The organism is Myxococcus faecalis, from assembly GCF_050039385.1.
GTDB classification, from domain to species: domain Bacteria; phylum Myxococcota; class Myxococcia; order Myxococcales; family Myxococcaceae; genus Myxococcus; species Myxococcus fulvus.
In genome coordinates this window covers 9,068,241-9,090,829 of the sequence record NZ_CP144336.1, presented here as the reverse complement: position 1 = coordinate 9,090,829, position 22,589 = coordinate 9,068,241, and the positions used below count along the sequence as shown (strand labels likewise).

Here is a 22,589-nt window from a genome sequence, read left to right as displayed (position 1 = left end):
ACACAGGACGCCGGGCTTCCCAGGGCGGAGGCCCGGCATCCCTGGCCGCGCGTTACTTCACGCAGTTGCCCCAGCCGCGCTTGCCGTTCATGACGGACATCTCCCAGTAGCGCGTGCCCGCGTTGTAGTCGACGCTCACGCCATCGGTGAAGCTGTTGTCATCGAACTTCCCGCCCACGCCGGAGAGCGCGCACGCGACGCCGCCCGGGTTGTACGCCAGCGTCTCCGTGAAGCCGCCCGGGTCCCCGGCGATCCACAGCCAGCCGCCATGGTCCTCGGGCACGTTCACGCAGACGGCCCGGCCGCCGCCGGCGCCCGACAGGTTGCCACCCAGGTACCAGTTGAGGCCGTCGTTCCACACGCGCACGTAGTCGGAGTTCGACGCGAAGCCGCCGGACGCCGTCACCTGCGTGAGGAAGCAGCGCCGCTGCGCCGTCACGGCGCCGAGCAGCCGGGCCGCCTGGCCCTGGGCCCAGGACATCTCCGTCGTCCGTCCGGCCGACGTGTAGATGCACTGCACGCCCACTCCCAACGCCTTGCTGTTGTTGTGGCTCACGAAGAGGATGTAGTCGCCCGCGGACTGGAGCACGCCACCGGTGGCCCAGCGGCCCGCCACCGCGGGCTTCAGGTTGCCTTGCACCCCCGAGAGGAAGCACGTGCGGCCCGTCGTCGTCCCGATGTTGGTGGACGTGTAGCCGTTGGCCGTGGTCCCCCACCAGTAGGCGTTCTCGACGCCGACGGCCTGCGTGGTCTCGCCCGTCTCCTCCGCCACGGGCGCGGGAGCGCCCTCGGTGCCTGGAGCCTCCTGCTCCACGCCACAACCCACCGCGAAGGCCGCCAGAGGCATGGCCAGACACCAGCGCTTCATCACAGTCATCCGGTTCATCGTCCCAACCCTTTCCAGAGAGACATCGGAACGCTCCTCGCGTGACGCCACGGGATGCGGCGCAGCGGGACAGAGCGGGTTGGCCCCTGAGCAACGGGGGTGCCAGCGGGCGCGCCCTCGGAGCACCTGCATTCTCCAGCAAGCGTTGCCGTGAATGCGTGCGATGGGGGCGGCAAGGCCGGCCGGGGGACGGCAGGGATTGCCGCCCACGAGCGAGCCTGGTTCAGGACCGACCCCTCCCCCAGTGAATCCTTCTTGACAGAGAGTCGCACTGCGGGCGAGATTCCTCTTCACCATGAACAATCTCAGCTCACTCCCCAAGTCTCAGTCGGCTCGGTCTCCGCAGAACGTCGAGACCGAAGAGTTCAAGCTGGAAATGCTCGACTGCGGCCCTGGCTATACCTACTCCAACAGCGAGGCGGTCTGTTTCAGCTGCTTCTGTGGCAGCGGCTGTCTGTGTGGCTGCACGGGCACGTCCGACCCCTCCGCCTGATTCAACGCCCGGACGCCGACGCCCCGTGGTCTCTTTGCGTGAACTGCCATTCCTCGGCGTCGGCATCGGCTTCCGGCCGGAGCTGCAGAAGGAGCAGTCGAGGCATCTGGATCGGATCGACTGGTTCGAGCTGATCGCCGACCGCTACCTGCGCTCCGTGCCCGAGAGCATCGAGCGCGCCCGGGCCATGAAGGGCCGTCAGGCGCTCGTGCCCCATGGTCTCGAGCTGTCCGTCGGGACCGAGGGGCCGCTGGACCCCGCCTACTGTGACGAGGTCGCGGAGCTGGTGCGCACGCTGCGCGCGCCCTTCTACAGCGACCATCTGTGCATGACGAAGGCCGGGGGGTTCGAGATCGGCCAGCTCACCCCGCTGCCGTTCACGGAGGCCGCCGCGCGTCGAGCAGCCCGGAAGGCCCGCGACATCCAGCGGATGCTGGGCGTGCCGTTCCTGCTCGAGAACGTCTCCTACAGCTTCGCCTTCCCCAGCCCGATGACCGAGCAGGCCTTCGTGTCGCGGGTCGTCACCGAGGCGGACTGCGGCCTGCTGCTGGACCTCACCAACGTCTTCATCAACTCCCAGAACCACCGGTACGACCCGTACGCCTTCCTGGAGGCGCTCCCCCTGGAGCGCGTCATCCAGATCCACCTGGCGGGGGGCGAGAAGCACGGCGGACGCTGGGTGGACAGCCACAGCCAGTCCGTCGACGCGCATCCGGAGGTGTGGCGCCTGCTGGAGTACGTCGTGGCTCGCAGCCCGGTGCGCGCCGTGCTGATTGAACGGGACCAGAACTTCCCCGAGGAGTTCCAGGAGATGCTCCAGGACATCGAGCACGCCCGGGACATCCTCGGACGCCGGGGCACCGTGGAGCCCCCGCTCCCCGCCGCCCGCCCGCTGGACCTGGACGTCTCCCCCACGCCCCTGCCCGTGGATGAGCCGCGCTTCCAGGCCGCGCTGGCCCGCATCATCGTGGACCCGGGCCTGCGCCAGCGCTTCCTGGAGGCGCCGGCCGCGACGTGCGCCGCGCTGGAGCTGAGCGCGCCCGCCACCGAGGCCCTGCTCCAGGCGGGCCCGGCGCACATCGACCTGTTCGGGCGCGAGGTCGCCGCCAAGCGCTTCGCCCTGCTGGCCAAGATCGCGCCAGCGACGCTCAAGCTGCTCCAGAAGGAGCGGCTGCTGCACGGCCTCACCACCCGCTTCGTCGCCACGTACCTGCCGCGCGAGTCACGGGAGTATCCCAATCGCTCCGTGCGCGACGGCTTCTGGCTGTTGGACCTGGTGGAGCAGCTGTTCACCGACGGCGAGCTCCAGCTTCCGCACCTGCGAGACATCGCCCGCTTCGAGCGCGCCCAGCTGAGCCTCTACTCCACGCGGCCCCCGGTGGAGAGCGCGCTGGCCGCCCGCGCCGCTCGCGACGCGCGCCCGGAGCCCACCGACGCCGAGCTGCTCACGGCGTGCCCCCACCTGGGTGCCCACACGCGGGTGGAGCGCTTCGGGTGTGACGTCATCGAAGCCATCCGCCGGGTGACGAGCGGGGCCTCGCTGGAGGACGTCGCCACCACGCCCACCCTCATCCTCTTCCTCAAGGCGCCAGGCTGGCGCAACGTGCAGCCCCTGGGCATCAACGAGCGCACGGCCACCGTGCTGTCGCTGTGCGATGGCCAGTGCACCACCGAGGAGCTGCTCGCGCGGCTCGCGTCGCGGGGCTCGCCAGGGGACAAGGACCGGACCGAGGCGGGGGGGCTCAAGCTCATCCGGGACCTCCATCGCCTGGGCGCCGTCATGCTGGACTTGGGCTTGAAGCAGTGAAGGGCGGGCGCCCGCCACCAGGAGCATCACTTGCGCATCTGTGCCGTCATGAAGTACCCGCCGATCCAAGGCGGGGTGAGCGCCCAGTCCTATTGGATGGCACGAGGACTGGCCGAGGCGGGCCACGAGGTCCACGTCGTCACCAACGCGGACGAGGTGGAGCCGGAGCACCGCATCATCTTCGACGAGGATGACCGGGAGTGGCTGGCGCCCGCCTTCGGGAAGGGCCGCGTGCATCTCCACGGCACCGAGCCGCTCTCCCCGACGCTCACGCACATCCCCCAGTCGAATCCCTTCACGGGCAAGCTGGCCGGCAGCGCGGCGGAGGTGGTCCGTCGATATGGCTGCGACCTCATCTACAGCTACTACCTGGAGCCCTACGGCGTGGCGGCGCACCTGGCGGCGTCCTGGACGGGCGTGCCCTATCTGGTGCGCAACGCGGGCAGCGACGTCGGCCGGCTCATGAACCACCTGGGCCTGGCCACCACCTACCGCGAGGTCCTTCGCCGCGCCGACGGCATCTGCTCGGGCAGCCCCTATCCCTATCTGGGCATGGGTGTTCGCCCCGAGGCGCTCTACCGCGGCCCTCCCTCCCATCTGCCACGCTCGTGCTTCAGTCCCCAGGTGGTCCCGCTGGACATCCCCCTGCATGCGGCGCGCATGCAGCGCGAGCATCCGCACCTGGTCTCCAACGCGCGCCCCATCGACCCCGCCGTCCCCATCATCGGCGTGTACGGCAAGCTCGGCATCGCCAAGGGCTCGTATGATCTGCTGCGCGCGCTCGCGCGGCTCAAGGCCGAGGGGCGCCGCTTCCAGCTCGTCGCGCTGGCGCGCAGCCGCAACATGGACACCTACTTCCGGGTGCTCGAGGAGCTGGGGCTGGCCGCCAGCACCTGGGTGCTGCCCTTCGTGCCGCACTGGAAGGTCGGCCGCTTCATCCGCGCCTGCCGCGCGGTCTGCTTCCTGGAGCGCGACTTCCCCATCACCTTCCACGCGCCCACCGTCCCGCGCGAGGTGCTCGCCTCCGGGACCTGCCTCATCCTGTCGGGGGAGATCGCCAGCAAGCAGCGCTTCCGCGAGCGCATCATCGCGGGGGAGAACGCGCTGGTCGTCCCCGACCCCAAGGTGCACGCGGACCTGGCCAATGCCCTGCGCCTGGTCATCGACGACGCGGCGCTGGCGGCAAGCATCGGCCAGAAGGGCGCGGAGCTGCTCGTCGACGGTCGTGAGGAGCAGCCGGCGGGCCGGGGCTACGAGCCCATCTTCCAGGACGTCCTCGAGCGGCGTGGCGGTCGTCCCTCCACCCTGCCCCTCGCGGACCGGGGACTGCCCGAGACGCGGGAGGAGGCGCTGCGCACCCTCGTCCCCGCCCTCTTCGAGGCGCTCGGGGCGCGCGCCAGCGCCGCGGTGGAGTCCTTCGTGTCGGCGCACCCGAGCCCCGGGGCCGGCTGCTTCGCGGACGCCGCGGCCTTCTGCGAGTGGGTCCTGAACCACCAGACACAAGGGGACGCGCAGCTGCGGGACGTCGCCCGCTACTGCGAGCGCCTCGTCTGGCTGGGGACGACCCGCGCCGAGGAGGAGCGCCTGCCCCTCTACGACCGCGTGGACCGGTGGGGCGCCGACAATCGGAACGCGCCCATCCAGGCGATGCTCCGCCTGGTGCCCACGCGCTCCAACCTGCTGCGCATCGAGCGGTTCGAGGTGCTGCCGCCCGGGCTCCCTCCCGGCAGGGAGGGCTCCGGCCCCGGCGCGTGCATCGTCGTCTTCCACAAGCAGCCCAACATGAACGGCCACCACTTCCGGGTGAACACCTGGACCGCGGGCCTGCTCGAGCGGTGCGACGGGACGAAGACGGCGCAGGCGCTCCTCGACGCGGAAGCCGCGCGGACAGGGCGCCCCGCCGAGGAGCTGGAGCGCCCCCTGCTCGAGGCCTTGCAGCTCTTCCATCAGAAGGGCCTCATCGTCCTCTCGGCGCCGGACAGCGCCATCAACGTGGCGTTCAGTCACGCCTGAGCCCGAGCGCCCTGGCATGTGCGGCATCGCGGGGATGTTCGGAGGGGTGGACGAGCGCGTGCTCTCGCGGATGAGGCAACGCCTCGTCCACCGGGGGCCGGATGGCTCGGGCACGGCCGTGCTGGGCCACGCGGGCCTGACCAGCACGCGGCTGAGCCTGCTCGACTTCGAGACGGGCTCCCAGCCCATGCGAGGGCGGACCGGCCAGCCCGTGCTCGTCTACAACGGCGAGCTCTACAACCATCAGGCGCTGCGCTCCCGGCTGGAGGCGCGAGGCGTCCGGTTCGAGGGACGCAGCGACACGGAGGTGGTGCTGCGCGCCTTCGAGCACGAGGGGCTGCGCTGCGTCGAGGAGCTGGAGGGCATGTATGCCTTCGCGGCGACGGATGGCGAGCAGCTCTGGCTGGCCCGGGACGCGTTCGGTATCAAGCCGCTCCTCTACGCCCTGGTGGATGGAGGACGGCGGCTCGTCTTCGCCTCGGAGTTGAAGGCCCTGCTGGAGGAGCCCGCGGTGCCTCGCCAGCTGGACCGCGCCTCGCTCTTCGAGTGGTCCACGCTCCACAACGTGCTCGGGGACAAGACCTTCTTCCACGCGGTCCGCGAGCTGCCCGCCGGGGGCACCCTCACGGTGCGCCGCGGTCCGGAGGGGGTGTTGCAGCTCGAGCAGGGCCGGCACGGAGGGACGCGGCCCGTGGAGCTGCCCACGGAGCCCGAGGCGCTCGTGGAGGCGCTGCTCTCCCGACTGCGTGCCTCCGTGGAGGGGCAGCGGGTCGCGGACCACGCGGTGGGGGTCTTCCTCTCCGGCGGGCTCGACAGCTCACTGCTCACCGCGCTGCTCACCGCGCAGGGGGATTCCCCGGTCCACACCTTCACCGCCGCGGAGTCCGTGGACCACCCCGACGTGCGGGCGAGCCGGGAGCTCGCGGCGCTGCTCGGCACCGAGCACCACGAGTACCTCTTCTCTTCCGAGCGGCTGGTGCGGGCGCTGTCCGAGACCATCGTCACCTTGGAGGCGCCCATGGAGGCCTCCCTCGTGGAGAGCGCGGCGCCGCACATCCGAGGCCACGTCAAGACGGTGCTCTGTGGCGACGGCGCGGACGAGCTGTTCGCCGGCTACGCCGTCCATGCCTCCCCCGAGCCGTGGGTCCGCTCCTCGATGGAGACCTACAACCGGCTCATCCGCACCCGCCGGGTGGCGCCGGAGGAGTGCCGCGAGACCAAGGCGGTGCTCTCCACCCTTTCGACGCGGGAGCCGCAGGTGTTGCGCGAGGCCGTCCACCGCTTCTTCCTCGACAGCCCGCTGCGCTACTCCCACCTGCGGGTCTGGGACCACGGCTCCATGGCGCATGGCCTGGAGGTGCGGGTGCCGTTCCTGGACACCCGGGTTCGCGACCTGGCCCTCGCGCTGCCGTGGTCCTGGCGCCTGCGAGGAGAGACCCGGAAGGTGCTGCTGCGCGAGGTCGCCCGACGCGTGCTGCCCGCGTCCATCGCCGAGCACATCATCCAGCGTCCGAAGCTCGCGGCGCCCTCCGCGGTGGCGGGTGCCTCCGAGCAGCTCAGGCGGCTCGCGGAGACGCTCGTTCCGGCGGAGCACCACGAGGGACATCCCTTCGGCCATTACTGCGCCCGTCCCATCGACCTGCTGCGGCTCGACCTGTTCATCCTCCTCTTCGTCGGACGAGGAGGCAGGCTGCCCGAGGGCTTTCGCACGGAGGACCTCTATGGCGCGTACCGCGAAGAGCTCCTCGCGGCGCTCGCGCGGGCCGCCGGCTGAAGCGCGCGCGCCTCGCGCGGCACGAGTCCTGGCCCGAACGCGACCGGCTCGGGGCAGGTCCCGGGACAGGAGCGGTGCGATATAGCTGCGCACACCATGTCCTCGCCCTCCTCTCCGCCCATCCGTCTGTTCCAGGATCCGTCGAGACACGCCGGAAGTCCGCTGGTGAGGGCCCTGGCGGGCCATACCGACCGCGTGGAGGCCGTGGCGGTGACGCGTGACGGTCGGCACGCCATCTCCGCGAGCCTGGATGGAACACTCCGGCTGTGGGAGCTCGGGACGGGGCGCTGCGTGCGCGTGTTCTCCGGACATCCGGGAGGCGTGCAGGACGTCGCGCTGCATGAGGACGGAGAGCACCTGGTGTCGGCCGGACGGGACGGAATGCTCCGGCTGTGGAGCGCGAGGACAGGGGAGTGCATCCTGGAGCGCCGCTCGCCCTGGCCCACGCCGCGCGGCGTGCGGCTGCATCCCGACGGCCGGCGGCTCGTCAGCTGGGGCTATGACGAGCGCGTGGAGCTGAGCACGCTCGACGCCGAGGGCTCCCCGCGGATGCTCCGGAGCCACGAGGCCCCCGTCACCTGCGTCGCCATCTCCCGGGATGGGAGTCGGCTCGTGACGTGGGGCTATGACAACACGGTGCGCATCCACGCCTTGGAGCGCGCGGAGCTGACCATCACCTTCGACGGCCCCGACTCCGAGGTGGTCTCGGCGGAACTCCACCCCGACGGGCGACGGGCCCTGGTCGCGTGCACCGACGGCGCCCTGCGCGTCCTCGACCTGGAGACAGGTGCCTGGAGGGTGCTGGGGCACCATGGGTATCCAGCCCTGACCCTCGCCCTCTCACCGGATGGCCGCGAGCTCGTCTCGGGCGGCGAGGATGACGCGGTCCGGCTGTGGGACGTGGAGACGGGCACCAACAAGGCGACCTACGCCCCGCCATCCTCCGGGGAAGGAGGTCTGGCGGAGGCCCACCGGCTGGCCGTCTCCGCCGTGGCCTTCCTCCCGGACGGGCGTCAGGTGCTCTCCGGCAGCTTCGACCGGACGCTCCGGCTCTGGAACACGGCCAACGTCTTCCACGAGCCCCCTCCCCGGCACAGGCTGCCGGTCCGACTGCTCACCCTCGCCGCGGAGGGACAGCGCCTGGTGAGTGGAGACGCCGAGCACTGGCGCGTATGGACCCTGGCCTCGGGCGCATGCGTCCAGAAGCTCCCTTCGCCTCCCGGGAGCGTCCAGGCCCTCAGCGCCCTTCCCCAGGCAGGCCGCGTCCTCGCCGGAAGGAATGACGGGCCCGTCGACCTTTGGGCGCTGGAGCCCCCCGGCCTGCTCGGACAGCTCGCGGGCCACACCCGCGGGACGCTCGCCGTCGCGGCGCTGGCGGGGGGACACGAGGCCCTCTCCGGTGGGCGAGACAGGCTCGTGAAGCACTGGAGCCTCGAACAGGGCACCTGCCTGCGGATCCTGGAGGGCCATGGACAGGCGGTGATGGCCCTGGCCCCATTGCCCGACAGTCGGCGCGCCGTCTCCGCGAGCGCGGACATGACGCTCCGGGTGTGGAGCCTGGACACGGGCGAGTGTCTGCGTGTCCTCGAGGGACACACGGACATCGTCCTGACGGTGGTGGCGCACCCGGATGGCCGCCGCGTCGTCTCCGGCAGCATGGACAAGGTCGTGGCGGTCTGGGACGTGGACAGCGGTGACTGCCTCCAATCCCTCGAAGGGCACACCGGCGCGGTGCACGCGCTCGCCCTGCTGCCGGACGGACGCACCCTCTTCTCCGCTTCGGAGGATGGCACGCTGCGCAAGTGGGACCTCGAGCGCGGGGACGCGACAGGCAGCTGGAAGCCGGGCGCCGTCCCTCGCACCCTCGTGGCGTCCGCCCAGGGTGTCATCGCCGTGGGATTGGACTCGGGCGAGGTGCTCTTCGTCTCGTGGAGCGAGTGACGCTCACCCGGCCGTGAAGGGCCGGGGCACGAAGGTCGCGGGGAGCCGGGTCCTCATCCGGTCCATCATTCCCCCCAGCCCGGGCTCGCGCGCCTTGGCGAGGAACACGGCCAGGTTGGGAGCGGCCCGCCACACGCCGCCCGAGCGCGGGGACAGCAGGTAGATCCACAGCTCGCCCGGGCCGCTCGCCGCGGCCGGGTCCCACGCCATCACATCCCCGTTGCTGCTCGTCCCGAAGGGAACGAGCCGTCGCACCAGCTCGGGCGTGCCGTCCGGGCGGAGGTCCAGGGCCTGCCGGTCCACGTCCTCGGTCAGCTCCGCCGCGAGCTCCCGGGACAGGCCCACCAGTCCCGCGCAGCCGGGCTGGGCGCCCGCGGGCACCGGCACATGGACGGTGAACATGCCGCCCACCTCGCCGAACCCGTAGCGCTTCGCGAACTCACGATACGAGCCGGGCAGCGTCACCCCGAGCGCCTTCTCGGCCGCGTCGAGGAGGTCCTCTGGAGCGGTGAACCGCCGAGGTCCCTTCACCTCCAGGACAGGCAACTGCGTGGCGCCGAGCATCCGTCATCTCCCTGCGTGCCACTGGACCTCAGTGGGTGCATGCCCCGCCATTGTAGCTCTTCTTGTGCTGGCCATTGGGGATGGGGTCTTCGTGGATGATGACCCGGGTCACCGCGTCCTCGGCGACGTAGGTGAGGTGCGTGGGGATGTTGGAGTCCCCGTCGTAATGGGGCACGACCAGCACGTTGACGGGGTTGCCCGTCGTCTCGATGTGATTGCGGATCCGCGTCTCGATGTCCCGCATCAACGGGCTGTTGGTGCCCGAGGTGAGGATGGCGATGTTGCGGCAGTCCGTGCCGTCGCCGCCCAGCTGACGACCAATCAGGTGGCCGCGCTCGTGGTGGTCCGGGTGCGCGTTGTTGAAGCCGGTCGGCGTATACGTCGCATGTGACCCCGTGCCGATGTCCGAGGAGGAGATCTCCGCGTAGACGCCGCCCGGACGATCCCTCACCGTGTCGTAGGCGTCGTACGTGACGTTGATGAGGCCCAGCGGGTCCGTCCACTGGAGCGGATTGGTGGAGTAGCCGTAGGCCCCGTTGGGGTCGTCGAAGAGCTGGAGCGGATCCGGAGAGAGGTACTGTGCCGCCCAGGGCGCGTAGTACCGGTGGCGGTTGTACGACAGGCCGCTCTCCGCATCCGCCCACTGCCCCGGATAGCGGAGCGGGCACTCGGCGAGCGGCGCGTCCTCGTTGCGAGGCGCGCCGAAGGGCCCCAGCTTGCGGGCCCAGCCGACCCGGCCCTCTTCGGTGACGAGCTCCTGGGGGACGCCCAGGTGGTCCGTCACCGCGAAGAGCGTGGCCCCTGCGTCCCGCTGGGAGACCAGCTCATGCGCGCCGGGGAGGAAGTCCCAGGTGGTGAGCTCCGAGTCCCGCTGGGCGTGGACCAGCACGTCGCCATCCCAGTGGAAGCGCGTCTGGCCTTGAGGTCCTTCCTTGGAGAGCCGTCGATTGAACGGGTCGTAGGTGTAGCGCCAGACGGCGCCGTCCGGGCGGGTCACCGACTCCAGGCGGCCACGGGCATCCCAGCTGTAACGCCAGGCGGCCTGCACGGCGGGAGCGCTCCGGTCCGTCAGCCGGGTGACCCGCCCCCAGGCGTCATACGCATAGGTGAGGTCCTCCTGCGAGAGCAGGCGCCCTCCCGCGGCGAACTCCCGCGCGTCCGTGTGCGGCGGAGCCGTGTTCGTGGGGCTGCCCGGCGGAGCCTCGGAGGTCTCGACGCGCAGCAGGTGCCCCGCGCCATCGCGCACGTACTGCTCCCGCCCCTGCGCATCGGAGAAGGACGTGAGCCAGCCCGCCGCGTCGTACGAATACTCCGAGGTGCCCCAGCGCTCGTCGATGACGCGGGTGGGCCGCCCCATCAGGTCGTACTCGCTGCGGCGGTCCACGCTGGGAATGGAGCCCCCGGCGATCAACACCTCCTTGCGGACGGGGCGGTGCTGGGTGTCATAGGCGGTCCGCACCCTTGCGCCACCGGGGAGCGCCCGGGAGATCTCCCGCCCCATCCCATCCCGCTCGAAGTGGAGCTGCCGCCCCCCCACTGCCATCGCGCAGAGGCGCCCGTCGCGGTCGTATTCGTAGCGGGTGCCATGGCCCAGGCTCGTCTTCCGGTCGAGCACCCGGCCCATCGGGTCGAACGTGCGCTCCACCACGAAGTCATTCGACTTCTCGACGAGCTTGCGGCCCAGCGCGTCCCGCTCGTACGTGAGTTCGACGTGCGCGTCCGCGACACGGGTCAGCCGGCCCAGCGCATCATGGGCGATGTCGACCGTGGCGCCGTCGGCGTAGGTGACCTGTGTCGGCAGCCCGAGCAGGTCATGGGCGAAGCGCGTCGTCCGTCCCGCCTCCGTGCGCGCGGAGAGGTTGCCGCCCGCGTCGTAGGCATAGAGCACCTCCCGACCGTCGGCGGTGACCTCCCGGGACAAGCGTCCATCCTCGTCATACTCGAAGGAGTGGCGCTCGCCCGCGGCGTTGATGACCTCGGTCAGGAGCGAGGGCTCCTGGCTCCACTGGTAGCGGAGCACCTGGGCGCCATGACTGAACTGGGTGAGCCGCCTGCTGCACCCGGAGCGGCGGTAGACGAAGATGGAGCCATCCGGACGGACGGCGCGCAGCAACAACCCTCCCGCGTCGTACTCGAAACGGGTGCTGCGCTCGTCGGAGTGCAGCACGGAGACGAGCAGCCCGCGCGCGTCATACTCGCGCCGCGTGACGTCCCCCAGCGGAGTGTGGGAGTCGAGCAGCTCGCCCATGGAGCCGTACGTATAGGTCCACGGCCCGGACATGACGCCGGACTCCCGCAGCACGTCGCCGTTCACGTCGTGTGTGAAGCGGCGCAGTCCCCCGTCCGGATAATCGAGCTGGACGAGATCCCCCCGCTCGTCCCACGAGAACGTCCAGCGGTGGCCCAACGGGTTGATGATGGCCTCGAGCCTCGCCTCGCGGCTGTACCGGCGCTGCCACACGCCGCCCATCGCATCGGTGAAGCGCACGAGCTGGTGGCGGGCGTTGAAGGCATACAGCGACGTGCCCTCGGGTCCCGTGACGGAGCGGAAGTGACTGGCCTCGTCGTACTCGAAGGCGCGGACGGCGCCGCCGGGCTCGGCGATGCTCACCTGTCTGCCCAGGTCGTCGAATCGGGAAGCCCACACCCGGCCCAGCGGGGTGGTGGTCCGCTCCACCTGCCCGGCCGCCGAGTACTCATAGCTCCACGTCGCGCCGCGGCTGTCCGTGACCCGCGTCAGCCGCTTCGCGGGCAGGTACTCGAGCGTCTTCTCGTCGAAGCCGTCCTGTCCACGCGCCTGGGTGCAGCGCCCCTGGGGGTCGAACGTGAACGTCCACACCGCGCCGGTGCGAGTCACCTCGCGGACCATCCGTCCCGCGGAGTCATACGCATATGCGCTCGTGAAGCCGGCGCCGTCGATGACCTCCGTCAGCCGACCATCGACATAGCGATAGCGCACGAGGGGCGCCGTGGAGCGCGCGGCGTCTTGATGGAGCGCCGCCAGCCGCCCCGTGCCGTTGTACGTGAGATGGAAGGCCCGCCGGCTGCGCCGCTCCCGCAGCGCGACGATGCGCCCTCGGGCATCGTGCTCCACGTCCACGCCCTGGCCCGTGACGTCCTGCACGCTCACCAGGGGGGACCACCTGCCATCCGGCCTGTCGTGGAAGAGGTAGCGCACCACGCTCTGGCCGTCCGGCGTCCAGGTGGTGACGACGAGCCGCGCCTGCTCTCGCCGCAGCTCCATGAAGGCGCCGGGGTTGCGGACGGCCTGGCCCTGGGCGAGGACGCCCTGGCGGTCATCGAAGGTGTACTCGCTCTCTCCCTCGCGGGAGAGCATGCGGTAGCCCTCGAGGTCGCGGCGAATCTTCATCTCATAGGGAGAGAACCACCCGGGCCCCAGCATGCCTCCCGCTTCGGGGAGCATGGCCGTGCTGTAGCGCCGGCTGAAGGAGACATTCACGCGACCGCGCAGCACCCGGTCCGTCATCTCGTGGAACAACACCCCCGTCACGACATCAATCGGGTGCCCGACCGAGACTCGCTGGGTCATGACGCGACCCCTTTCACGGGGCCCTTTCGCCAGGAGCACATCGCGTCCCGTCTGCCCTGGCGGCCCCTATGGAATCGCGCCATCACGCGACCCCGTGCTGGAGCCATCCATGGGTGCGGGGTACGCCTGGGATTCGCGCGCCTCGCCACGTCCTCTGACGGAGGGGGAACCTGTTCGACGCGCCGCGCCCCGCCCGCACCTTCCATCACCCGCGCGGATTGCTGGGCGCAGTGCGGTACGTCGTCTGAGTCCGACATGGGGCCCCCCTGGAAGTCGAGCCTCTTCCCAGGCGCCTTTCATATCGCATCAGGCGCCCGGGCAGGAAGACAGCCCGGCGCGAATGAATGGCGCCAACCCCTCAACGCCAGACGCGCAAGCCCAAGCACTCGCGGGGCACGCTCTCGACAGGCCCCCCACCCCTCACGCTAGAAGCGCGTGAAGTCAATCTGCAGGACGGGGGTGTCCGCTTCGATGTCGCGCTTGAACCGCCCCCACCGGTCGAGCGTGCTCTCGTCGAGCACGGCCGGGTCGCGATACTGGTGGAACAGCGCGTAGTTCATCGAGCGCTGGAGCGCGAGCAGGTCCGGCACGGCCGCGAGCCACTCGGCGTCCATCCGGCGGTGCTCCCGATACCCTTCGAGGAAAGGCCCCAGGAACGCGGTGACCGCCGCGTCGCGCGCATCCCGCTCCTCACCTCGCGCGATGTAGAAGAGCAGGACCGCGATGTCCTTGACGAACCACGCGTACTCGCAGTTGTCGAAATCGAACGCGGTGATCTTCCCTTCGGCGAAGCAGAAGTTGTGCATGTGGAGATCGGCGTGGATCAGCCCGTAGCTCTCCGGAGTTCGCGGCAGCTGGTTCAGTCGCGCGATGATCGCCGCGGTACGCTCGCGGACGAGCTTCTCCTCGGGGGGCGCGAACCGGTCGATGTCGACCACGTCGTACTCATGCCACTCCTGGCGCTTGAGCCGGGGGTTCGAGGGCGCGTAGGTCTGGGCGCGGTTGTGGAGCCGCGCGAACAGCCGGCCCAGGTCGCGGAACAGGGGGGGCTTCCAGTAGCGCTCCTTGAGCGGAGGCGCGTCGTCGAAGACGATGCCCGGCGCGCGCTCGAACGCGGTGGCGACGAAGTAGCTGCCGGGCTCGCGGTCCTCGATGCGCTCCACGAACTGCCCCGACTCGGAGAGGACCGGCGAGGCGATGGGGATGCGCGCGGCGGCCAGGTAGCGAACGAACTCGACCTCCCCCAGCGTGTAGTCGAGGGTTCGCCGCGTGCTGTGCGAGATGCGCAGGATCAAGCCCTCGCCGTCTTCGTTCTCCGCCTCGTAGACGAAGTTCTCGAAGGCCGTGAGCTCGGTGAGCTGCTCGGGCGAAAGGCCGTACCGGCGCGCGGCCTCATCGCGAATCGGTTCATGGAAGCGGCGGACGAGCTCTGGATGCATCGAACCCTCTAGTCCTTCAACGTGAGGCTGCTCTCACCGTGGCTCAGCACGGTCGAGGCAGCGTGGCTGGTGACCGAGATGCCCAGGCCGCGCGCGAGGGTCTCCGCCAACGGGGGGCCATTGCGCGGCCGCGTGAACGCGGCCAGGTCCGCGCCCGTCAGCGGGTGGTCCGAGCGCCGGAGCCGCTGGTTCAGCATCCCCTGCTCGCGCTCGACGACGCCCAGGCACCGACGCTCCAGGGCGAACGCGCTGGCGACGACTCCCGCGAGCTCACCGCGGAGCGGCTCCGCCACGACCTTGTCCGCCGGCAGCCCATGCGCGAAGAACTCGGCCAGTCGCCGCTGGCTCGTGGCCTGCTCCGCTGGGTCCAGCTTCGCCAGCGCGTCCAGCGAGGCCCCCTGGGGCGTGCCCGGCAGGGCCTCGCCGATGCGCGCGAACAACCAGCGGCTGAGGTTGATCTCCCGCTGGTAGGTCTCGGCGAGCGGGAAATCGTCCCGGAGCAGCGGGTAGCGCGCGACGTCGATGGGCGCCTCCACGAACTCCTGCAGCGCGGTGCGCGGGAGGTGCCCGGCGAACGCCGCCCGGAGCCGCTCGTGGAGCAGCCCCTGGCTCGCCCCGAGGAAGCGGACCACCGCCTCGACGCGCTGCCCAAGCAGACCGTAATCGAGCGCGGCGTCGAGATCGCCCAGGCGCGCCGCGATGTCGGGCTGGACATCGATGGGCGCCGGGGCCAGGCCGGTCAACACCTGCATGTACTCGTTGATCAGCGCCGGCGGTCCGGCGCACACGCCGTGCGGACCATGGAAGACCGCGTGTCGCTCGGCGTAGTCCACGATGGTCTGCGCGGTGACGGGCTGCTCGGGGGCGTCGCGCACCAAATCATTGGTGACCAGGCGGACGCCGTCGATCAACCGGAACATGGCCGCCAGTCCGCTGTCGAGCTCGCCGTTCCGCGCCGGATCGACTCCCCGCACCATCACGTACCCCACCGACGCGAGCGTGCAGACGACCTGCATGTGGAGCTCGCCCGCGGTGAGCACGCCTGGGGTCCGAGGCGGCATGCGCGCGAGGAAGGCCCGGCGGAACTGCTCGGTCAGCGAGAGCAGCTCCGGCCACTGACGCGCCATGGCCTTCATCGCCGTTACGTTCATCGGGAGCTCGCTCTGATAGCGGCTCCCCGCGTAGTGGCACTGCTTGCGCACGGTCGGGAGGTCGAGGAACAACGTGCGCGGTGTGACGTTGTTCTCGCCCACCTGCCGGCCATCACCGTCGACCGCCGGATGCGCCACGCGGTAGACCGGCACGACGACCTCGAGGTTCGACAGCTCGAAGGCCCGTCCGAACGCCTGTTCCGTCAGCACGGGGCAACGATTGTCGTGGGCGCTGAACGTGAGCGGCTCACGCCCGGCGGGCACCTCCCCCAACCGCTCGGGATAGGACACCGCGGCGCGGCTCGCGGGCCCATCCGAGACCCGCCGCAACACCCGCTGCTCCATCAACATCTCGAGCAGGTCCCGGATCTTCTCCCAGGAATGGGGCGCGCCGTCCGACCACGCCATGGCGTCGGAGGCCTGGAACTGCTCGACCTGGAGCAGCTTCTCGCCCAAAGGCGCGATGTCCGGCTCGTCGAAGATGAGCTCCACCTCGCCATAGAAGAGGTGCAGGACCTTCTGGCCATCGCCTGCGTCGAGCCGGTCGTGCGTGAGCCGCCTTCGATTGGGAATGTAGAGCATCTCATCCGCTTGCAGCTGTGCCATGGCTTCTCACTCCCGCTTCAGTGTGACGTCGCGCGACCAGGTGCCGCCGAGCGAACGATAGACCGCGACGCGATGGTTGAGCAGCAGCCGTTGTGCTTGCAGACTCGCGCGCTCGAGCCCGACCAGGTTCGTCAGGGCGGAGAGCACCGTCAGGTAGTCCGAGCGCCCCTGCTCGAAGAGCCGCCTCGCCTCGTCCAGGAGCTGCTGCCCCAGCAGGACCTGCGCACGCAGGGCGCGCAGGCTCGTCGCCCCGGTCTCCTCCTGGACCACGGCATCCTGCACCCGGCCGATCGCCGTGTTCAGCGCGAGCTCGTATTGGACATGGCGACGGTGGAGCTGGATGGGCAGTCGCTTGTGCTCGGTGAAGCGCCTTCCATCGAACATCGCCCAGGTCAGGTTCACGCCGACGACGGACTGGTGGAGGACCGGCTCCGAGAGGCCGACCTTCGCGGCGCCCACGCTGCCCACCAGCTGGATCACCGGAAGCCAGCTCGCCCGGTTCGCGTTGATGCGGTGCTCGACCTCGGCGACGCGCAGCTCCTGGAGCCGCATCTCCGGCGTGTTCGCGTTCAGGTCTCCTGGCGTTCCGAGGTTGGGCGAAGGCGGGAGATCTGGAAGCTGTCGCTCGAGGGGAACGATGTCGTCCGCGGGGCTGGGGACCCGGCCCAGCAGCGCCTTCAGCTCCGAGTTCAAGAGCGCGTTCCGGGCGGAGATGAGCGGCACCTGCGCCTCGAGGTTCAAGAGCAGCTGCTCCTGCTGCAGCACCGCGAGCCGGGGCGTGAGGTGCTGCTCGAACCGCGCTTGAATCAGGCGGAGCAGCTCTTTGTTGTAGTCGATCTGCCGCTGAGTGAGGTCCCTGAGCGCGCGGGCCTCGAGGATGTCGAACCAGACCTGGGCGATGCGCTGCGCGAGGTCCTGGACGCGGGCCTCGGTGAGCTGACGCTGCTGCTCGGCGAAGTTCAAGCCCGCGCTCCGCTGCGCGGCGAGGTTGCCGAACAGGTCGACCTGGTAGGTCAGACCGACATCCGCGGTGGCGATGCTGTACCGGGCCTGGGTCGCCGGCGCGGGCGGGACGATGGCGACGACCTGACTCAGCCCCGCCGGGTTGAGGACGCCGACCTGGAGCGGGTACCACCAACCTTGCGGCACGTTGGGGTCGAGCTGGTTCTCGTAGATGAGGTCCCGCACGTCGTGCAGGACCAGGCTGTTGCTGAAGCACTCCTGGATGGCCGCGTCGAGCGCCGGGTCGGCGAACGCCGACCACCAGACCTCGTCCTGGGTGACGTGCTCGGCGGGCCGCGCGGGCCCACCCTCCTTCGACGGCCGCGGGTCTGGAGCCCCGCCCTCGGGTGCGGTGGACGGCGCGGGCGGCTCGGCGCGCGGCTCGATGGCGGTCGAGTAGGTGCTCGGCGCCGGTGGCGGAGTGACGACGACGGGACGGACCAGCCCACAACCGGAGAAGGTCGTCGCGAGGAGGGCGAGCGGGAGTCGAAGTCTCATGGGTGGCTGACGACCACGAGGGCTTTCGCGTGGTTGAGGACGCAGCGCTGCGCGACCCTCATGGTCTCCGGATCAAGTGAGGCGAAGCTCTCGTCGAGGATGACCAGCTCGACCCCCTGCAAGAGCGTGCGCGCGATGTAGAGCCGGCTCTTCTCGCCATGCGAGAGCTGCCAGCCGGTCTCGCCGATCATCTCCTCCAGGCCGGCGGGCATCTTGGCGATCAGCTCGTCCAGCCCGAGCTCCTTGCACAGCGCGGCGGCCTTGGCCCGCAGCTCGGGCGACGTCGGCCACTCGCGCCCGAGCAGGAGGTTGTACGCGAAGCTGCCGGACAGGACGTGGTTCTCGTGGAACTGCGGCGCGGCGGTGACACGCTTGCGCCAGCCCGAGGCGCCGAACGTCGCGCGGTCCAGCGCGTGCAGCAGCATCACACCGCCCTGCGGCGAGCGCAGGCCCGTGAGCAGCGACACCAGCGTCGACTTGCCACCGCCGGAGGGGCCCTCCAGCAGGATGCGGTCGTCCTTCGCGATCTGGAACGAGCAGTTCTCGATGACCGGCCGGGTGCGCGCGTCGTGCCGGAAGGTCAGGCCCCGCGCCTCGATGAGCGTCCCACTGTCGGCGTCCGTGGGCTTGCCTCCCTCCATCTCGAGGGGGACCTTCGATTCGAGCTCGGGGCGGCCCACCGCGGCCAGCAGGTCGCGGATCTGCTCGAACGACACCGCCGCCTGGGAGACCTGCTGGAAGTAGACGGCGACCTCGTCGAAGGCCCGCAGCGCGAGCAGGATGCCGCCCACGGACACCGCCAGCGCGCTGGCATTGGCCGTCCCGGTGCTGAACGCCGGCAGCAAGGTCAGCAGGGCGAGCACCAACCAGCCGTCGCGCAGCAGCGCCGTCAGCTGCATGGTCCGGCGGTCCATGACCTTCGAGACCTCGGAGTAGGCGCTCAAGCGGATGTCTTCGCCATCGTGCCAGCGCTCGAGGGGGAGCTGCGCCAGCCGCGTGCGATGGCCGAGCATGCGCTCGAGCAGGTCGTGGGTGATCTCGACGCGCGCGCTCGACCACGCCCGCTGGACGCCGTAGTGACGGCGCGCGAGGACGAACGCGACCACGACCCACAGCACGAGCACCAGCGTCTGGGGCCACCCTCCCGCCCCGAGCACGAGGATGCCCCCCGCCAGGACCAGGTCGACGAGCGACAACACCGCGAGCAGGGCGCCGCCGACCGCGAGCTGCTCGACGACCTCGGACTCGGCGACGCGGCCGAAATGACGGCCGATGCCGTCCAGCCGCACCTCGTCGGGGGTCAGCTTGAGGGTTCCCGTGAGGAGCTGCTGCTTGAGCAGCGTCCCGAGCCGGATGGAGAACACGCCCTGCCACCACACCTCGAGCATGCGCAGCGGAATCGCGCACGCGATGACGGCGATCCACCCCAGGAACCAGCCGGTCTCCAGGTGGGCCTGGAGCGCGGCCCGGCCGAGCAGCCAGAACGAGAAGGCCAGCACCAGCGAGAGCAGCGTGTGGCTCACGAGGATGCCGGCGATGAGCGACGGGATGTCGCCGAGCAGCGTCCGCCGGCTCGCGGTGCGCCGGGGGCGCATGATCCAGCCGGTGCGCAGCTGCGCCTGGCCGAGCCGCTGCAGCAGCATCTGTGAGCGGGCGTGCTCGCGCGCGCGGGGCGACATCTCCACGCCGCCGAGCAGCTGGTCGACCTCCGCGGCGGTGGCCTCCTGCTCCTCGCGCAGGAGCGCGAGCGCGCTCTTCTTCGGGACCAGGACGGCGGTGCCGTCGCACGCGAGCAGGCGCAGCTTCCCGCGCCGTGTCCCCAGCAGCACCAGATAGGACGGGACGCCGTCTCGCCGGACCTGGAGGATGCAGGGCGCGGCGCGCGCGAGGACGTCGGGCAGCTCATGGTAGAGCGGTGTGATCGGCTCGAGCTCCACGCCGAGCCGGTCTCCGAGCGCGAACATCCAGACCCGGCTCGGCTCGACGGCCGCCGCGGGCGGAGCTATCTCGCCCCCGGCCCTGCCATAGCCTTGCCGCTGCGCCAGCTGCTCCAGCGCGTCCGGCAGTCGCTCGACCGGCCACAACAGGTCGGAGTTCGCGCGCGTCATCCCACCAGCCCCAACCCGCCCGAGCCGGGCTTCGCGGCAGGCGTCTCCACCGGCTCTGGCGCTGGCGTCTCCGCCGGGTTCGGCGCCGGCCTCTCCACCAGCTGGCCGCCCGACAGCCACCAGTGGCGCCAGCGCCCGCCGCCCCACAGCAGGGTGCGATTCTCCTGGTCGGCGCGAAGGAGCACCGCGTACCGCGACTCCTGGTTCGCGAGCAGCTCCTTCGGCGACCCGTTCTCGAGGATCCGGCCGTTCTCGACCACGAGCACGCGATCGAACTCCTGGGTGTGCTCGACGTCGTGGGTGACGCAGAGGAGCGTGATGTCCTTCCAGAGCCGCCGGGACTCGGCGAGCAGCCGCGCGCGCCGGTCGCGATCGAGACCGCGAAAGGGCTCGTCGAGGATGGCCAGACGCACGCCGGAGCGAAGCATCGCGCGCGCCAGGCGCACGCGCTGACCCTGGCCACCGGAGACCAGCCCTCCGCCCTCGCCCAACGACGTCTGCAGCCCGTCTGGAAGCGCCTCGAGGATGTCGAGCATCTCCGCGCCCTTGAGCGCTCCCGACAGGGCCCAGCCGTGCGCGCCGTCGTTGCCGTACCGGAGGTTGTCGAGGAGGCTCTGGTTCCAGAGGCTGATCGCCGGGTCCACCCAGGCCGTGGTCCGCCGCAGCCGCTCGATGGCGGCCTGGTCGAGCACCTGCCCGTCGACCCGGATCTCACCACGCGCCGGCCGGAGCCAGCCGAGCAGGAGGCCGACCAGCGTCGACTTGCCCGCACCGGAGACACCGACCACGGCCACGTGCTCGCCGGGGGCGATGTTCAAGGAGACCTTGTCGAGGATGGTGTGACCGCCGCCCTTCACGCGGACCTTCTCCATCACGATCGAAACGCCGCTCGCGTCGGCCGAGGCCGCGGGCGCGACGGGCGCCTGCACCGGCGCCTCGGGCCGGGCCTGCGGCTCCTTGATGTCGCCGATGACGTCGAGGAGCCGGCGGACCCGGTTCATCGCGTTCGGGAACGCGCGGCTCAGCACCATCAGCCGCTGGCCGAGGATGGGGAAGCGCAGCGCCCAGTAGACGACCAGCAGCACCAGCGAAGCCCGGCTCGTGCCCGCGAGGTACGAATAGACGAGCAGCATGACCAGGCCGTAGCTCACCAGCATCAGCACGCCCTCGAACCCGACCGACAGCGTCTGCAGCCAGTAGCGCGCCTTGGTCCAGCTGACGAGCAAGGTCTCCTGCGCGCGGCGCAGCGACCGCTCGGCGCCGTGGATGCGGATCGGCGTGAGCCCGACGAGCGCGTTCAGGGTGAAGCCGCTGAGCGCGCCCGAGTGCATCTGCACGCGCAGGTCGGGCTCGAAGAGCAGCTTCTGGGCCATCAGGGGCACCAGCAGCGTGACCGCCGCGAGCGCGAGCACGATGTGCCATGCGTACGGCGCGGCCCAGATGAGCGCGACGGTGATGCTCACGACCTCGAGCGACAGGATCAAGGCCTGCGAGAGCAGGAGCGGCAGCGAGCGCATCGCCTGGATGTTGTGCGTGCGCGACGCCATGTCGGAGGCGAGCCGGCTCTGGAAATAGCGGTCCTCCATCTCCGGGAGCTTCTCGAAGTACGCCTTGCGCAGCCGCACCTCCAGCCGGCGGCCGATGCCGAGCAGCCCCAAGGAGATGGGGATCTGGATGAGCATGAAGCAGAGCGCGACGCCCGCGAGCACGGCCATGCCCGTCGCACGCTGCGCGAACGTGCCCAGGTCGCGCCCCAGGTCGAGCACGCCACGCAGCATCAGCGCTTGCAGGAGACGCCCGAAGGTGGCGAACACCAGGCCCATCACAATCAGGCCCGGAACGAGCCACGAATCCTGGCCTCGAAGGCGCAGCAGCGTCCGCGCCGGGCTCACCTGCTTGGCGACGAGCTCCGTCGCCAGGTCGCTCGCGAGCACCGCCCGGGGGGCGTCCTCGCCCTCGCGCGGAGCCTCGCGCCAGCCGCGAATGCGCATCAGCACCGCGCCGGTCATCGACAGCTCGCCGTCCACCTCGGGGTTGGGGCGAACGGACCAATAGGTCGCGGGAATGGGCACCTCGCCGGAGGCGTCCTTCGCGACCATGGATTGCAGCAGACTGGCCGCCGTCCGGCCTCTCCGGACGGCGCCCGCGCGAATCATCGCCTCGGACGCCCGGCACGCGGCGTCGAGCCTGGCGATCGACAGGTACCCGGGGTCCTCGAGCGCCTGGGCCACCAGCGCCCGCGCCTGCGTCGCCCCCAGGTCCAGCAGGCGGCGCTCGAACGTGGCGACCGCCTCCTCGGACCCGGCCCACTCGCGCCAGCCGTCCGCCGGAACGGAGGTGGTGTGCTGGTACAGGTGGCTCAGCAGCGTCGAGATCCGGGTCCAGTGGCGGCCCGCCGCCGGGTCCATGACCTGGATGAACGGGCCGATGCGATTCCACAGCACCACGAAGTGCGGCCGCCCTCCCGCGCTGAGCGTGACGATGATGGCGGGAAGCGCCTTGGCTTCGGGGACCACCACGTGGTCCAGCGGGAGCATCACCTGCTCGGAGTCGAGCCCGAGCTGGTTGGCGACCTCGTCCAAGGTGACGATCGAGGTGCCGTCGACGTCCGTCTGACACACCTCGCGGAGGACGCGATAGTTGAGCTCGGCGCCCATCCCCGCGAACAGGCTCTTGAGTGAAGCAGGGCCGCAATCCGTCGCCGAGATCTGGATCACCTCGGGAATGATTGAGGACCGACGCCTGGGTGGAGTCATG

At 70.6% G+C, this 22,589-nt stretch carries 12 protein-coding genes; 4 read left to right on the top strand and 8 right to left on the bottom strand.

The window, feature by feature from the left end; translation table 11 throughout:
* Window positions 1–52: 52 nt before the first annotated feature.
* The gene (locus tag VZQ01_RS36570) at window positions 53–886 is read right to left on the bottom strand and encodes a hypothetical protein (protein WP_223747494.1); all 834 of its coding nucleotides are present in this window, start codon (window positions 884–886) and stop codon (window positions 53–55) included.
* Between the two features lie 527 nt (window positions 887–1,413).
* On the opposite strand from VZQ01_RS36570, the gene VZQ01_RS36565 reads away from it, so the two are divergent.
* From VZQ01_RS36565 to VZQ01_RS36550, 4 genes are all read left to right on the top strand, one after another.
* Window positions 1,414–3,186 carry an MbnB/TglH/ChrH family RiPP precursor modification enzyme gene (locus tag VZQ01_RS36565; RefSeq protein WP_426745972.1) on the top strand — a complete coding sequence of 591 codons (1,773 nt, stop codon included), beginning with the start codon at window positions 1,414–1,416 and terminating at the stop codon, window positions 3,184–3,186.
* Between the two features lie 30 nt (window positions 3,187–3,216).
* On the top strand, window positions 3,217–5,199 hold the full coding sequence (locus VZQ01_RS36560) for a glycosyltransferase (protein WP_426745971.1): 1,983 nt from the start codon (window positions 3,217–3,219) through the stop codon (window positions 5,197–5,199).
* Window positions 5,200–5,215: 16 nt separating this feature from the next.
* Window positions 5,216–6,973 carry an asparagine synthase (glutamine-hydrolyzing) gene (gene asnB, locus VZQ01_RS36555; RefSeq protein ID WP_426745970.1) on the top strand — a complete coding sequence of 586 codons (1,758 nt, stop codon included), beginning with the start codon at window positions 5,216–5,218 and terminating at the stop codon, window positions 6,971–6,973.
* 96 nt (window positions 6,974–7,069) lie between these two features.
* Window positions 7,070–8,914, top strand: a complete 1,845-nt coding sequence (locus tag VZQ01_RS36550; RefSeq protein ID WP_426745969.1) for a WD40 repeat domain-containing protein — start codon at window positions 7,070–7,072, stop codon at window positions 8,912–8,914.
* Window positions 8,915–8,917: 3 nt separating this feature from the next.
* On the opposite strand, the gene VZQ01_RS36545 is transcribed toward VZQ01_RS36550, so the two are convergent.
* The 7 genes from VZQ01_RS36545 to VZQ01_RS36515 all read right to left on the bottom strand — a co-directional run bounded on the left by VZQ01_RS36545 (window position 8,918) and on the right by VZQ01_RS36515 (window position 22,588).
* Window positions 8,918–9,478 (bottom strand): SMI1/KNR4 family protein, encoded by a 561-nt coding sequence (locus VZQ01_RS36545; RefSeq protein ID WP_426745968.1) that lies wholly within the window; start codon window positions 9,476–9,478, stop codon window positions 8,918–8,920.
* 28 nt (window positions 9,479–9,506) lie between these two features.
* Complete coding sequence (locus VZQ01_RS36540) at window positions 9,507–13,028, bottom strand: RHS repeat-associated core domain-containing protein (protein WP_426745967.1); 3,522 nt, start codon at window positions 13,026–13,028, stop codon at window positions 9,507–9,509.
* A 425-nt stretch (window positions 13,029–13,453) separates the two neighbouring features.
* Window positions 13,454–14,467: a phosphotransferase enzyme family protein gene (locus VZQ01_RS36535; protein ID WP_141330216.1), complete on the bottom strand. Its 1,014-nt coding sequence runs from the start codon at window positions 14,465–14,467 to the stop codon at window positions 13,454–13,456.
* Between the two features lie 8 nt (window positions 14,468–14,475).
* On the bottom strand, window positions 14,476–16,224 hold the full coding sequence (locus tag VZQ01_RS36530) for a hypothetical protein (protein ID WP_426745966.1): 1,749 nt from the start codon (window positions 16,222–16,224) through the stop codon (window positions 14,476–14,478).
* A gap of 6 nt (window positions 16,225–16,230) precedes the next feature.
* Window positions 16,231–17,724 (bottom strand): TolC family protein, encoded by a 1,494-nt coding sequence (locus tag VZQ01_RS36525; protein WP_426745965.1) that lies wholly within the window; start codon window positions 17,722–17,724, stop codon window positions 16,231–16,233.
* Window positions 17,721–19,832: an ATP-binding cassette domain-containing protein gene (locus VZQ01_RS36520; protein ID WP_426745964.1), complete on the bottom strand. Its 2,112-nt coding sequence runs from the start codon at window positions 19,830–19,832 to the stop codon at window positions 17,721–17,723. The genes VZQ01_RS36525 and VZQ01_RS36520 overlap by 4 nt, the downstream gene beginning before the upstream one ends.
* Window positions 19,829–22,588, bottom strand: coding sequence for an ATP-binding cassette domain-containing protein (locus tag VZQ01_RS36515; protein WP_426745963.1), 2,760 nt, complete (start codon window positions 22,586–22,588; stop codon window positions 19,829–19,831). The genes VZQ01_RS36520 and VZQ01_RS36515 overlap by 4 nt, the downstream gene beginning before the upstream one ends.
* Between the last annotated feature and the right edge of the window lies 1 nt (window position 22,589).